Below are 13,615 nucleotides of genomic sequence, written 5' to 3' on the forward strand. Positions count from 1 at the left end.
ACGGCTGGATCAGATGTACGAGCGCATCCAGCGCAGCTTGGCCGCCTGCTGGAAGGGGCCGCCGCCCTCGTGGTCGTTGAAGTCGTAGACCTCGATCGTCTTGTCCTCGTGACTCCAGGCGTTGAAGGCCGCGAAGACGGTCGAGGGCGGGCAGGTCTGGTCCTCCAGGGCGGCCGAGAAGAGCGCGGGGGCCCTGCCGCGGGCGGCGAAGTGGACGCCGTCGAAGTAGGACACCGTGCGCAGGGCGTCCGCGGTGCGGCCCCGGTGCGTCTTGAGGTAGAGGCCGATCTCCCGGTAGGGATGCCGGTCCGTCAGCGTCGTCGCGCGCGGGAAGTCGCACAGGAACGGCACGTCCGGCGCGATGCCCGCCAGGTCCGGGACCAGGCCGCCGACCGCGATCGTGATGCCGCCGCCCTGGCTGGAACCCACGGCCACCGTGCGCGCCGGGTCGGTGGCGGGGTGCGAGCGGGCCGCCTCCACCGCACGCACCGCGTCCGTGTAGACCCGGCGGTAGTAGTAGTTCTCCGGGGCGTCGATGCCGCGCGTCATGAAACCGGGGAACGCGGGCGCACCGCCCACCGGATCCGCCGTGCCGCCGCCCCCGCCCCAGCCGCTGCCCTGCCCGCGGGTGTCCATCACGAAGTGCGCCCGGCCCGACGACGCCCACAGCAGGTGCTCGTGCGGGAGCCCGCGCCCGCCGCCGTAGCCGATGAACTCCACGACGAGCGGCAGCGGGCCGTCCGCCGCGGCCGGCAGGGTCAGCCAGCCCTTGACCGGATGACCGCCGAAGCCCGCATACGTCACGTCGAACACCTGCACGGTGGACAGGCCCGTGTCGACCGGTTCGAAGCGGGCGTCCAGGTCGTGCCGGCGCGCCTCCTGGAGGGTCTCGGACCAGAACGCGTCGAAGTCCTCGGGCTCGGTGGCCGCGCTGCGGTACTCGCGGAGTTCGTCGAGCGGAAGGTCGAACAGGGCCATGTAGGACCGCCTTGGATGAGGAGCAGCTACGGGGGCAGTGCGGATGATCACACTACGTGGGTGGTCGGAGGACTGGCCAGGGTCTTGTTCCGGCCTGCCTGCCGACGCCGTCGGCTGGGAGCGGGTGATGCGCTGGTCACGGGCGTGGGAGCGCAATCAGGGTGAGGGGACCAGGGAAACTGGCGCCGGCGGGTGGTCGGGTCACCTGGAGTTCATCGGCGGGCCCGGCCGTCCGTGTGTCCGCCTGCCGCGTCTCACGCGCGGCGATGGGTCCACTGCGGTTCCGTGCGGGCCCATGCCCGGTCCCACTCGGCCAGCCGGCGGCGCAGTGCCACCCGGCGCACGAGGAAGTGGCCGAAGAGCACCACGAGCACCGCCCCGCCCGCGGCACAGGTACCGATGGTGAGGGTGTGCTGCCAGACCGCCGTCTCGTCCACCGGCGGCAGCACATTGCGGCCCCGGTCGTCGAACCAGACGTCCACGGTCTCGCCCTGCCGGGTGTCCGCGGGAACCCGCGCCGTCGCGGTGCGCGTGCCTTCGCCCGGCTCCGTCCAGCGCACGGTCACCCGGTACGCGTGCTGCCCGCCGGCCTGCACCGACGGCAGCGAGTCGCCGTTCCTTCCGACCACTTCGGCCCGCACGCGGTGCCGCTCGGCCCGCTGCTCCATCGACACCGACCGCGCCTCGTCATGAGCCCACCGGGCGGCGGCCGTCCCGGCCAGAGGCGCGCCCACGAGGATGAGGACGGCGACCAACAGCACTGTCCACGCTTCCACGACATCCGACCGGCGCCGCAGCGGACTGCGCCGCCAGCGCCAGCCGCGCACCCGGGTTCGCATGCCCACCTCCTCGCCGTCACCGCGGCCGGAGGGCCGGACCGGCCGTGCGGTGCGCCGCCGCTCCCTCCGCATCACGTGCCGCGTGCGAGTGCCCTCAGGGACGGGGTACCCCTCCGGTGCCCGTCGATCGCTCCGGGGCCCCGGGTACGGCGGGAGCGGCCTGCCGAAACACTCCGGCTGGGTGCCCGGCGCGACCGCGGCGAAACACCGGGTCAGCCGAACCGCTCGATGCGGATCCGGTCCACCGGCTGACCGGCCGTCACGAGCAGCCGGGAGGCGTGCTCGGCGAAGGAGTTGGAGCCGCACACATAGGCCTCCCACCCACCGGAAGGCTGCTCGGCCAGGAGCGGCGCCACATGTGCGGCCGCCATACGTCCCACCGCCACACCCTCCGGCGCGCTCCGCGTGAAGACCGGGGTCGTCTCCGCACCCAGCTCACGGGCGTAGACGAGCTCCCCGGGGCTGCGCGCGGACACCACCATCCGCAGCGGCACGGTGAGGTTCCTCGCCCGGTGGTGCCGGATCATCGACATCAGCGGCACGACGCCGGAGCCGGCGCCGATGAGCAGCGCGGGCCGGTCGCCCGGCCAGGCGAAGAAGCCGCTCACCGGACCCCGCACCTCGACCCGGTCGCCGGGCCGGGCGACGGTGTGGAACCAGCCCGACACCTCGCCGCCCTCGACGTGGTCCAGGGTCAGCTCGACCTCACCGGAGTCGTCCGGCGCGGACGCGATCGAGTAGTGCCGCTGGGCCGTGTAGCCGTCCTCGGCGGTCAGCCGCACCATCAGGTGCTGGCCGGGCAGATGCCCCGGCCAGCCGGGGACAGCGAGCCGGAAGGTGGCGACGCGCGGGGTCTCGCGGCGGATCCCGGTGAGGGTGGCGGTCTGCCACTCGGACGCGGCCTGCTCGTTCACGGCGATGCGCCCGGGCACGGCGAACCGCGTGGGGGGTACGAAGGTCTCAGTCACCGGAGTACCTCTGCTCCTCCCACGGGTTGCCCCGCCCGTGATAGCCGTTGCGCTCCCAGAAGCCCGGCTCGTCGTGGTCGAGGATCCGCAGACCGGCGATCCACTTGGCGCTCTTCCAGAAGTACAGATGCGGCACCAGCAGTCGCGCCGGGCCGCCGTGCTCGGGGGCGAGGGGCCTCCCGTCGTACTCCCAGGCGATCCAGGCCCGCCCGCCGGTCAGGTCGGCGAGCGGGAGGTTCGCGGTGTAGCCGGTGTGCGAGTAGGCGACGGCGTGGGTGGCCGACCCATGGGGCCGGACCACATCCAGGAACGCGTCCAGGGACACGCCCGCGAACCGCACGCCGAACTTCGACCAGCTCGTCACGCAGTGGATGGCGCCCTCGTACGCCGACGGCGGCAGCCGGTGCGCTTCCTCCCAGTCCCAGGTGCGGGGCTCGGCCACCAGCCCGTCGACGCGGAAGGTCCAGTCGGCGGGCGCCAGCTCGGGAGTGACCTCGGCGGACAGGACGGGCCAGTCGTCGCCCGCGTCGTACTGGCCGGGCGGCAGGCCGGGATCGTCGACGCGCGGTCGCCCGGTGAAGCCTCGGGTGATGTGCATGCGGTGGTGCCTCCGGGCCGGTCCGCCGGTGCTCCGCCGGACCGGGTGATCAGTGATTGCGTATACAACCGTACGTGCGGTGTGGCCTAGTCCTGCCGGGCGGGACCGGGCCACGCGTTGTAGCGCACCAGATACTCGGCGAACCGCGTCAAATCCTCCGCCGGCCACTGTGCCAGGCGCTCCCGGAAGGCCACCCGGCGGCTTTCGGTGACCTGGGCCAGGATGTGCCGCCCGGCCCGCGTCAGGTGCAGGAGATGGACGCGCTGGTCCGCCGTGTCCGGGCGGCGCTCGATCAGGCCGGCGCGTTCCAGGGCGGCCACCTGGCGGCTGACGGTGGACTTGTCCAGCGCGTAGTGGGCGGCCAGGTCGGTGGCCCGGCATCCGCCGCTCTCCTCCAGATGTCCCAGCAGGGTGTACGACACCAGCGACAGCTCGGGGTGCATCCGGCCCGCCGCGGCCCGGGCACGGCGGGCGAAGACCGTCATCTCCCGCTGGATGGTCTCCACGGCGTCGGCGGTGTGCACGCGACCTCCCTCACCACGCTGCTGCTCGGCTCCCTCCATGGTTGCATAACCCAACCACTTGGCCGGACGGACGGCGTCACGATCGCCGTACCGGTGGCCGGCCCGTCGGGTAGGGTTGCCGTCCGGCCTGGAGGGACCCGGCCGAAAGGAAGCCGAGGAGGTGAGACCCATTAGCGCTGTGTCAGCTCGGGTGCTCTCGCCTCGTCGTCGCGCGGATCGCCGGTCGTAGGCGATCGCCGGAGCGCCCTTCGGTTCCCGAAAGGCTCTGGGCTTCCATGCCGTCCGTGTCTGCCGTCCCCCCTTCCCTGCCGTTGTCCCGCGACCTCGTCGTCGCCGCCCTGCGCACCGCCGGGTGCGTCTTCGCCGAGGACGAGGCGGAGTTGATCCTCACCACCGCGCGCACCGCGGCCGAGGCCGCCACCATGGTCGAGCGCCGCGTCGCGGGCCTGCCGCTCGAACTCGTCGTCGGCTGGGCCGAGTTCGGCGGCCTGCGCATCGCCGTCGCCCCGGGCGTCTTCGTGCCCCGCCGGCGCACCGAGTTCCTGGTGGAGCAGGCCCTCGCGCGGGCGCCCGGGGCCGCCGTCGTCGTGGACCTGTGCTGCGGCTCGGGCGCCGTGGGAGCGGCGCTGGCCGCCGCACTCGGCGACGTCGAACTGCACGCCGCCGACATCGACCCGGCAGCGGTGCGGTGCGCCCGCGGCAACATCGCCGCCGCCGGCGGCCGTGTCCACCAGGGCGATCTCTTCGAGGCGCTGCCCGCCACGCTGCGCGGCCGCGTCGGCATCCTCGCGGCCAACGTGCCGTACGTGCCCAGCGACGAGATCGGCCTGCTGCCGCAGGAGGCCCGTGACCACGAGCCGCTGGTCGCCCTCGACGGCGGCACGGACGGCCTCGACGTGCTGCGCCGGGTCGCGGCCGAGGCGCCCCGCTGGCTCGCCCCCGGCGGCTGCGTGCTGGTGGAGACGAGCCGCCACCAGGCCCCGGCCGCCGTGGAGGTCTTCGAACGCACCGGCCTGGCGGCACGGCTGGCCGTGTCGGAGGAGCTGTACGCCCATGTGGTGATCGGCGTCGGGCCGTAGGGTCCCGAAGCCCTCAGTCCGGTGCGGTAGCCCGCGCGATGAGCAGCGCCACGTCGTCGAAGTTGTCCGGCTCGTGCAGCGTGCGCAGCAGCAGATCGCAGACGTCCTCCAGCGGCCGGTCCGGCCCGTCGAGCAGGGACAGCAGCGTGTCGAGCCGATCGTCGAGCGAGTCGCGCCGCGTCTCGACGAGGCCGTCGGTGTAGAGCACCAGCCGGTCGCCGGGCTCGAGGTCGACGGTGGTCGTGGAGAAGGCGACACCGCCCACCCCGAGCGGCACCCCGGTCGGCAGGTCGAGCAGCTCCGGCGGCCGGCCCGGCCGGACACGCACCGGCGGCAGATGCCCGGCGTTGGCGATCCGGCACTGTCGCAGATGCGGGTCGTGAACCGCGTAGACACACGTGGCGATGGTCTGTTCGAGGCCCGCGGTGATCTTGTCGAGGTGCTCCAGGAGCACGTTCGGATCGAGGTCGAGGGAGGCGAGGGTGTTGGTCGCCGTACGCAGCCGCCCCATGGCCGCCGCCGCGGGGATGCCGCTGCCCATCACGTCGCCCACGACGAGGGCCGTCTTGCCGCCGTCCAGCGGGATCACGTCGAACCAGTCGCCGCCGACCTCGCTCGTGGCCCCGGCCGGCTGATAGCGGGAGGCGACCTCCAGCCCGCCCGTCACCGGCGGGTGGCTGGGCAGCAGGCTGCGCTGGAGGGTGAGCGCGGTCTCGCGGGCGCTCTGGTACCAGCGGGCGTTGTCGATCTGCACGGCGGCCCGGGCGGCCAGCTCGCGCGCCAGCATCAGGTCGTCCTCGCTGAACGGCAGCGGATTGCGGGTGCGCTTGAGGTCCAGGGCGCCCAGCACCTCGCCGCGTGCGATCAACGGCACCGCCAGATAGGAATGCACCCCGGCCCGGCCCAGCAGCTCGGCCGCCTCGGAGGAGCGGGCGATGAGGTCCAGGTCCTCGTCCTTGACCTCCGGCAGCATCACGGGGCTCGCCGTGCGCACGCAGCGGGTGACGAGCCGGTCGGGGGCGTACCGGGCGACCTGCCCGGGAGGGTCGGCGGCCTCCAGCGCCTCGGCGGAGTCGTACCCCTGGACCGCCAGCGCGCGGATCACGGCCGCCTCGGCGGGGCCCAGGCTGGTGCGCCTTCCCTGCACCACCGCGTCCAGCAGGTCGACGGCCGCGATGTCGGCGAGCTCCGGCACGGCCACGTCGGCCAGTTCGCGGGCCGTGCGGTCCAGGTCCAGCGTGGTGCCGATACGGCCCGAGGCGTCGGCGATCAGGGCCAGCCGCCGGCGTGCGGCCTCGGCCTCGATGCCCGCCCGGTACTGCTCGGTGACGTCGACGATCGAGACCGCCACGCCCAGCACGGTCCCGAAGGCGTTCTCCAGCCGGTACAGCGAGATCGACCAGGCGTGGTCCTGGTGCGGGTCGGCCGCCGTACGGCCGATCGTGGACTGGTCGACGACGGGTGTGCCCGTCTCCAGCACCCGGCGCGTCGCGCCCTCCAGGGCGTCGACGTCCATCCGGGGCACCACCTCCCGGGGAGTGCGGCCCAGGTGCTCCTCGGCCGGCACGCCGTTGATCTCCTCCAGCGCCGCGTTGACCGAGACGTAGCGCAGTTCGGTGTCCAGCACGGCCAGCCCGGTCGGGGACTGCGCGATCATCCGCGTCGACAGCGCCACCTCCCGCTCCAGCCGGTGCACGGTCCCCTGGTCGGCACACAGCCCCAGGGCGTAGACGTCGCCCTGGTCGTCCAGCAGCCGCATGTTGCGGAACTCCACGAGCCGCGTGCCGCCGTCCTTGCGGCGGATCGGGAAGGCCCCCGCCCAGCTCTGCCCGGTGCCCATGACATCGGCGAACAGCTTGACCACGAGGTCGACGTGCTGCTCGTGGACCATGATCCGGGCGGCGTACTGCCCGAGCGCCTCCCGTGCCTCGTACCCGAACAGCTCCTCGGCCTGCGGGCTCCACAGCACGATGCGGCCCTCGGAGTCCAGGACCACCGAGGCCACGCGCAGCACGTCCAGCAGCCCGCTCGGGCGCGCCGACCCGCGCACCGGACCGTCGCCCTGGGACTCGGGAGACCCGGCTGCACTCATCCCACGCCCCGCCTTCGCCGTCCTCGCGGCACGCCGTCGTGTGCCGACACCCCATGTTCCACCGAGCGGAGCCGTTCTCGAGGGCCCCTTCCGTCACCCTCCACCATCTCCCAACCCGGCGCGGTCCGCCCCGCAAACCCGTCACCGGCAGCGGGGCACCGCCGGTAGTGCTCGCCGGAAGGTGGTGCTTTGCTGGGGTAGGGGCGGATACGGCATCCGGTGGCCACGAGAGGAGCGATCACGATGGCGATGGACCAGGAGCGACCGCACCCCCATTCCGTCTCGGTGGAGATCAGCGGGTGCAGCAAGCACGACGCCCGGATCGTCTTCGACGCACTGTGCTCCTGCTTCGAGTCCGACCGGTGCGCCGACGACGTGCCCGAGGAACAGCACGAGACCCGCCCGACCGTGTGGCTCGGCACCTTCGACGTGGCCGACGAGCACGGGCGTGCGCGGCCGGTGCACCTGTCGTCCTCCGTCGAAGCCGACCTGCACGGCGGCTACTGGGCGATCGACCGGTTCCGCACGACCCTGGACTCGCTGTTCGACGTGCACGATCTGAGCACGGTCTCCGGCGACCAGGAGAAGGAACTGCACGTGCGGCTGCGGAGCCGGTGACCGCCGCTCACTTCGTCAGCTGATCCAGTACGGCCCGCCGCCGGACGGCGTGCGCCTCCGGCTGGGCCACCGGGTCCATCAGTATGTCCACGCCCTGCCGCCCTTCGTCCGGCAGGGCGAAGCCGGCCGGTACGGCGCCCAGGACGCCGCCGCCGCGACCCCGGTCGGCCGCGGCGCGGGCAGCGGCGCGTCCAGCCCCGCCACCGCCGCCCGGATCAGGCCCTCGGTGGCGCGGGCGACGAAGCCCGGCGCGGTGCGGACGTCCACGCCGACCTCCCCTGCTGTGCCCTCCATCACCTTGTGCAACTAGTTGCATAAACCGTCGGTAGTCCTCTACAACTACAGGCACGACACCGCGCACGGAGGGCCCGATGAGCCGTTACCCGCACCTGCTGACCCCCCTCGACCTGGGCTTCACGACCCTGCCCAACCGGGTCCTCATGGGCTCCATGCACGTCGGCCTGGAGGAGGCCGAGGGCGGCTTCGCGCGCATGGCCGCCTTCTACGCCGCCCGCGCCCGCGGGGGAGTGGGCCTGATCGTCACCGGCGGCATCGCCCCCAACGACGAGGGGCGGCCCTACGAGGGCGGCGCCAAGCTCACCACCGAGGCGGAGGCCGAGCAGCACAAGGTCATCACCGACGCCGTGCACCGCGAGGGCGGGCGGATAGCGATGCAGATCCTGCACTTCGGCCGCTACGCCTATCACAAGGACCTCGTCGCGCCGAGCCCGATCCAGGCGCCGATCAGCCCCTTCCCGCCCCGCGAGCTCTCCGACGCCGACATCGAGCGGACGATCGACGACTACGCCCGCGCTGCCCGTCTCGCCCGGCAGGCCGGTTACGACGGCGTCGAGATCATGGGCTCCGAGGGCTACCTCATCAACGAGTTCATCGCCCAGCAGACCAACCAGCGCTCGGACCGCTGGGGCGGCTCGTACGAGAACCGCACGCGCTTCCCCCTGGAGATCGTGCGCCGGGTGCGCGAGGCGGTCGGCGAGGACTTCATCGTCATCTACCGGCTGTCCATGCTCGACCTCGTCCCGGGCGGCTCGACGCTCGACGAGGTCATCACCCTCGCCAAGGCCGTCGAGGCCGCCGGGGCGACGATCATCAACACCGGCATCGGCTGGCACGAGGCCCGCATCCCCACCATCGCGACCTCCGTGCCGCGCGGCGCGTACACCTGGGTGACCAAGCGGCTGATGGGCGAGGTGTCCGTCCCGCTCGTCACCACCAACCGCATCAACACCCCCGAACTCGCCGAGGAACTGCTCGCCGAGGGCGCCGCCGACATGGTGTCGATGGCCCGCCCGATGCTCGCCGACCCCGACTTCGTCATCAAGGCCGCGGCCGGCCGGCCCGAGGCGATCAACACCTGCATCGGCTGCAACCAGGCCTGCCTCGACCACACCTTCAGCGGCCTGATCACCTCCTGCCTGGTCAACCCGCGCGCCTGCCACGAGACCGAGCTCGTGCTCTCCCCGACCCGGCTGCGCAAGCGCGTCGCGGTCGTCGGCGCCGGCCCGGCCGGCCTCGCCTGCGCCGTCTCCGCCGCCGAGCGTGGGCACGAGGTCACCCTGTTCGACGCGGCGAGTGAGATCGGCGGCCAGCTCAACGTCGCCCGCAAGGTCCCCGGCAAGCAGGAGTTCGACGAGACGCTGCGCTACTTCCGCACCCAGCTCGACTGGCACGGCGTCGACATCCGGCTGAACACCCTCGTCACGACCGCGGACGTCGACGGCTTCGACGAGGTCGTCGTCGCCACCGGCGTCACCCCGCGCACCCCCGAGATCCCCGGGATCGACCACCCGAGCGTCGTCGGCTACCTCGACGTGCTGCGTGACGGCACCCCCGTCGGCGACCGGGTCGCGATCCTCGGCGCGGGCGGCATCGGCTTCGACGTCGCCGAGTTCCTCACCGACGGCGGCGACAAGGCCCATGAAGACCCGGCGACCTACTTCCGGCAGTGGGGCGTCGACCTCGACTACCGCGGCCCCGGCGGCCTCGCCGCGCCCGAGCGGCCCGCCCCGCCGCGCACCGTGCACCTGCTCCAGCGCAAGACGTCCAAGGTGGGCGCCGGCCTCGGCAAGACCACCGGCTGGATCCACCGCACCGAGCTCAAGCACCGCGGCGTCACCATGGTCCCGGGCGTGCGCTACGACCGGATCGACGACGCCGGACTGCACATCACCGTGGGCGAGGAGAGCACGGTGCTGGAGGTCGACACGGTCGTGCTGTGCACGGGCCAGGAGCCCCGCCGCGGCCTGTACGAGGAGCTGATCGCCGCCGGGTGCAGCGCGCACCTCATCGGCGGTGCCGACGTGGCCGCCGAGCTGGACGCCAAGCGCGCCATCAAGCAGGGCACCGAGCTCGCGGCCGCCCTGTAGCGCGGGCACGCGTCCCTAGGATGAGGCCATGTCACTCCCGCACGCGATCCTGACCGCCCTGCTCGAGAAGCCGTCGTCCGGGCTGGAGCTGACCCGCCGGTTCGACCGGTCGATCGGCTACTTCTGGTCGGCGACGCACCAGCAGATCTATCGCGAGCTCGGGAGACTGGAGGCCGACGGCCTCATCAGGGCGCTGCCGTCCGAGCAGCCGACCCGCGGGCAGAAGAAGAGCTACGAGGTCCTGCCCACGGGCCGAGCCGAACTGGCCCGCTGGACCTCCGCCTCCCAGGACCCCAAGCCGCACCGCGACGCCCTGCTGCTGCGGCTCAGGGCGGCGGCCGTGGTCGGCACAGCGGGCCTGGAGGCCGATCTGCGACGCCATCTGGAGCTGCACGAACGGCAGCTGGCGGAGTACCAGGAGATCGAGCAGCGCGACTTCCCGCCCGGCCGGGACGGCACCGAGGACCGCTTGCGGCATCTCGTACTGCGGGCCGGCATCGACCTGGAGACCTTCTGGACCCAGTGGCTCAGGCGCGCCCTGGCGGACTTCGCCGAACTCCCGGACGGCGGACCGGCCTGACCGCACCGGGCCGCGACATGACGGCGGCCCGCCCGGCCGGAGCGCTTCGGAAGGGGCGGGCCGCCGTTCGCACCGGATCAGAGCCGGTGCGGCTTGTTCCGCCGGCGCAGGTACCAGGCCGTCGCCAGCAGGCCGGATCCGACCAGCGTGCCGCCCGCCACCAGCGTGACGGTGCCGTAGTCCGTCGAGGACCCGCCGACCCCGCCCATCACGCCGCGGGACGGCGAGGCCGACGGGGTCGCGGACCGCGAGGGCGAGGGGGCGGTGGACACCACGACGGACTGGGTGCCCGCGGTGGTGCCGTCCGAGCAGACGACGATCACGGTGTACGTGCCGGGGTTGACGCTCGACCAGGCGGCCGACTGACTGGTCGACGTCCCCGACAGCGTCACCTGGCGGCCCTGGGCGAAGCTGCCCTGACTGCTGGTGAGGAGCGAGGCGGTGCCCCAGCTGCCGTTGATCTGGGTGCACGAGCTGGTCGTGACCGACACCGTGGACCCCGTGGTGTTCACGGAGATACCCGGACCCGCGACAGCGGCCGAGGCCAGGGTGAGGGGCAGCGCGGCGGTGACTGCCACGGTCAGGCCGGAGCGGAGAACTGACGATGAGTTGCGCATGTGGACTGCCCTCCGGCGGCACGGTTGGCGGTACATCCTTGCGCCGCCGAGGGTCGGGGAACGCCCGTGCTGCCTCAGGGTCAGCCAAAGCGCTCACGGCCCCGGCCGCACGCCGAGCGCCCCCGTGCAGGTGACGGGTTCCTGTTCCCGGCCGATGCCGGGGAGTACGTCAGCGCCCCGCGCCGGTCGTCACCGTCCGCTCCGCCGAGAAGCCTCCCCAGGTGCCGTCCGGCAGCATCGCCCGGACGCGGACCCGGTGGGTGACACCGGCTTTCCGCCCCACGTAGAAGCTGTACGTGGCCCGGTCACGCGGGGCGCTCCCGCCGTACACCAGGGACGTGGCGGGCCGGCCGTCCAGATGGATCTCGTACGCGGTGACCTCACCGTCCACGCGGGGCGGCACCCAGCTCAGGCCGACGTGGTAGGCCCCGTCCTCGCGGCGGCTCGTCGCACGGAAGCCCGTGGGGGCCGTGGCGCGACCGTCGTCCATGCCCGGAGTGGTGAGACGGACGGTGGGACTGGCGGGGGAGACGTTGCCCGCCGCGTCCCGGGCCCGGACGGTGAACGTGTAGTCCCTGCCGGGCCGCAGCCCAGTGAGCAGGGTGGCCGTCCGTTCCCCGCCCACACTGTGGATCTTCGTGGCTCCCTGGTGGATGTCGTACGACACCACGTCCCGGTCGTCCGTCGAGGCGGACCAGGACAGCCGGACGGCCCGGCTTCCGGCCGCCCGCCCCTCGGGCGCCGCCGGGCGGGTCGGTGCGGAGCGGTCATCCGCGACGGCCGCGGGTGTCCTCGCCCGCACCGGGCCACTCGGCGGCCCGAGCCGCCCCTCCGAGTCCCGCGCCCGTACGGTGAAGACGTACAGCGTCGAGGGCCGCAGCCTGGTGACGTCCACCATGTGCTTGGAACCTGGCACGTCTTGAACCTTCGTGGTGCCGCGATACACCTCGTAGGCAGCCGCCCGGGCGGTCGTGTTCCACATGACGTGCACGCTCGTCGCGCTGCCCGCTGCGGCGGTGACACCCGTGGGCGCGCCGGGCACACTCCTGCCGTCCCCTTCCTCCGCTCCGGCCCGGCCGCAGGAGGCGGCCAGCGCGAGAAGTCCGCACAGGGCGAGGTGGCGCAGGAGGGGCGGGGGAGCGGAACGGCCTCGCACGGTGCTGCCTCCCGGGGGTGACACACGGGAATGGTCCGGACCAATATGCCGCCCTTGGTGCGATCACATCAAGAGGGCGTCGCCCGGGCGCCGAAATCGCCTCCGGAAGGGCGCCACCCCCGCCGTGCGTGACCACCCGGGCCAGTTACGTATGCTGAAGGTCCTCACGGCCGAACTCCTGGCGGAAAGCAGGGAGTTCGGGCCTGTCGCGCGGACCGCTGTCGTCGCAGATCCCGCGCCGGCGCGGGTGGCCGGGCGGCCGAGTCTCACACGGACTCAGGTCCCCGGCCCCTGTCGGAGGTTGGGGACGTGCACCGTCCGGCCCCCCAAGGGTGGCCGGGTGATCGCCCCAGGCCCAGATTGGGCTGAGTGCCCGTCAGGTCCCCCACGAGAGGCTCCCGTACCGTGCGCGTCCAGTCGCTCACTCTCGCCGCGGCCAGCGCCGCCCTGCTCGCCCCGACGACACCCCCCGCCCTGCTCGCCCCGACGACACCCCCCGCCGTCTCGCCCCACCCCGCGGTGTGGCGCGAGAGCATGGTGAGCGCCGCCGAGCTGCTCGCCACGGTGCGGGACTGCACTCCCGTGTCCCGCGGCCGCTACCGCAGCGACTACGGCGCACCCGCGAACATCCCGGTCTGCGGCACCCGCGACGCCGTGTTCTGGAAGGCCGACATGGACATCGACTGCGACGGCCGCCCGGGGCCCCGCTGCAACCGCCGCACCGACCCGTACTTCGCGGCGAGCACGGCCTACGCGCAGTCCGACGGCCGCCCGTTGAGCGCCGAACGCCTGCCCTTCATCGTCGTACCCGCGCCGAGCGGTCTCTGGGACTACCGGGACCACGGCATCGGCGGCGGCTCGGTGGTGGCCGTCGTGTACCGCGACCAGGTGCAGTACGCGGTCGTCGGCGACACGGGCCCGCAGGACATCATCGGTGAGGCGTCCTACGCGACCGCCAAGGCCCTCGGCATCCGCGCCGACCCGCACGGCGGCGGCGCACCCTCCGGCGTCACCTACATCGTCTTCAAGAACACCAGGGTGTCGCCCATCGAGGACCACGCGGCGGCCGTGACGGAGGGGGAGCGGGCGGCGAGGCGGTTCGCCGACGGGAGCCGGGCGGACGGAAACGGAGCGGCTGACGACGTGTCGCCGGACCTGAGCGGCTGACGACGCGTCACG

The 13,615-nt window shown here is 73.2% G+C and carries 14 protein-coding genes; 5 read left to right on the forward strand and 9 right to left on the reverse strand.

Going from position 1 to position 13,615, the window contains the following annotated elements:
• Positions 1-9 precede the first annotated feature (9 nt).
• The 5 genes from IO24_RS0133180 to IO24_RS0133200 all read right to left on the reverse strand — a co-directional run bounded on the left by IO24_RS0133180 (position 10) and on the right by IO24_RS0133200 (position 3,946).
• Positions 10-978 carry an acetylxylan esterase gene (locus IO24_RS0133180; protein ID WP_031142292.1) on the reverse strand — a complete coding sequence of 323 codons (969 nt, stop codon included), beginning with the start codon at positions 976-978 and terminating at the stop codon, positions 10-12.
• A 254-nt stretch (positions 979-1,232) separates the two neighbouring features.
• Positions 1,233-1,817 carry an Rv1733c family protein gene (locus IO24_RS0133185; protein ID WP_031142294.1) on the reverse strand — a complete coding sequence of 195 codons (585 nt, stop codon included), beginning with the start codon at positions 1,815-1,817 and terminating at the stop codon, positions 1,233-1,235.
• A gap of 212 nt (positions 1,818-2,029) precedes the next feature.
• Positions 2,030-2,785, reverse strand: coding sequence for a ferredoxin reductase (locus tag IO24_RS0133190; RefSeq protein WP_031142296.1), 756 nt, complete (start codon positions 2,783-2,785; stop codon positions 2,030-2,032).
• Complete coding sequence (locus tag IO24_RS0133195) at positions 2,778-3,383, reverse strand: sulfite oxidase-like oxidoreductase (protein WP_031142298.1); 606 nt, start codon at positions 3,381-3,383, stop codon at positions 2,778-2,780. The genes IO24_RS0133190 and IO24_RS0133195 overlap by 8 nt, the downstream gene beginning before the upstream one ends.
• 86 nt (positions 3,384-3,469) lie before the next feature.
• Positions 3,470-3,946 carry a MarR family winged helix-turn-helix transcriptional regulator gene (locus IO24_RS0133200; protein ID WP_045296877.1) on the reverse strand — a complete coding sequence of 159 codons (477 nt, stop codon included), beginning with the start codon at positions 3,944-3,946 and terminating at the stop codon, positions 3,470-3,472.
• A gap of 236 nt (positions 3,947-4,182) precedes the next feature.
• Here IO24_RS0133200 and IO24_RS0133205 point away from each other — a divergent pair, with 236 nt between their 5' ends.
• Positions 4,183-4,986 (forward strand): putative protein N(5)-glutamine methyltransferase, encoded by an 804-nt coding sequence (locus IO24_RS0133205; RefSeq protein WP_031142302.1) that lies wholly within the window; start codon positions 4,183-4,185, stop codon positions 4,984-4,986.
• Positions 4,987-4,999: 13 nt separating this feature from the next.
• On the opposite strand, the gene IO24_RS0133210 is transcribed toward IO24_RS0133205, so the two are convergent.
• The gene (locus tag IO24_RS0133210; RefSeq protein WP_031142304.1) at positions 5,000-7,078 is read right to left on the reverse strand and encodes a SpoIIE family protein phosphatase; all 2,079 of its coding nucleotides are present in this window, start codon (positions 7,076-7,078) and stop codon (positions 5,000-5,002) included.
• Between the two features lie 249 nt (positions 7,079-7,327).
• On the opposite strand from IO24_RS0133210, the gene IO24_RS0133215 reads away from it, so the two are divergent.
• The gene (locus IO24_RS0133215) at positions 7,328-7,696 is read left to right on the forward strand and encodes a hypothetical protein (protein ID WP_031142306.1); all 369 of its coding nucleotides are present in this window, start codon (positions 7,328-7,330) and stop codon (positions 7,694-7,696) included.
• A gap of 78 nt (positions 7,697-7,774) precedes the next feature.
• On the opposite strand, the gene IO24_RS0133225 is transcribed toward IO24_RS0133215, so the two are convergent.
• Complete coding sequence (locus IO24_RS0133225; protein WP_199808871.1) at positions 7,775-7,963, reverse strand: hypothetical protein; 189 nt, start codon at positions 7,961-7,963, stop codon at positions 7,775-7,777.
• Between the two features lie 104 nt (positions 7,964-8,067).
• On the opposite strand from IO24_RS0133225, the gene IO24_RS0133230 reads away from it, so the two are divergent.
• Positions 8,068-10,083, forward strand: a complete 2,016-nt coding sequence (locus IO24_RS0133230) for an NADPH-dependent 2,4-dienoyl-CoA reductase (RefSeq protein WP_031142308.1) — start codon at positions 8,068-8,070, stop codon at positions 10,081-10,083.
• A 28-nt stretch (positions 10,084-10,111) separates the two neighbouring features.
• Positions 10,112-10,663: a PadR family transcriptional regulator gene (locus IO24_RS0133235; RefSeq protein WP_031142309.1), complete on the forward strand. Its 552-nt coding sequence runs from the start codon at positions 10,112-10,114 to the stop codon at positions 10,661-10,663.
• Between the two features lie 77 nt (positions 10,664-10,740).
• On the opposite strand, the gene IO24_RS0133240 is transcribed toward IO24_RS0133235, so the two are convergent.
• Entirely contained in the window at positions 10,741-11,280 is a 540-nt protein-coding gene (locus IO24_RS0133240) for a hypothetical protein (RefSeq protein WP_031142310.1), read from the reverse strand.
• Positions 11,281-11,449: 169 nt separating this feature from the next.
• Positions 11,450-12,436: a fibronectin type III domain-containing protein gene (locus IO24_RS0133245; protein ID WP_045296879.1), complete on the reverse strand. Its 987-nt coding sequence runs from the start codon at positions 12,434-12,436 to the stop codon at positions 11,450-11,452.
• A gap of 405 nt (positions 12,437-12,841) precedes the next feature.
• Here IO24_RS0133245 and IO24_RS0133250 point away from each other — a divergent pair, with 405 nt between their 5' ends.
• Positions 12,842-13,603, forward strand: coding sequence for a glycoside hydrolase family 75 protein (locus tag IO24_RS0133250; protein WP_037669037.1), 762 nt, complete (start codon positions 12,842-12,844; stop codon positions 13,601-13,603).
• Positions 13,604-13,615 lie beyond the last annotated feature (12 nt).

Source organism: Streptomyces flavovariabilis (genome assembly GCF_000725785.1).
GTDB lineage: Bacteria > Actinomycetota > Actinomycetes > Streptomycetales > Streptomycetaceae > Streptomyces > Streptomyces hawaiiensis.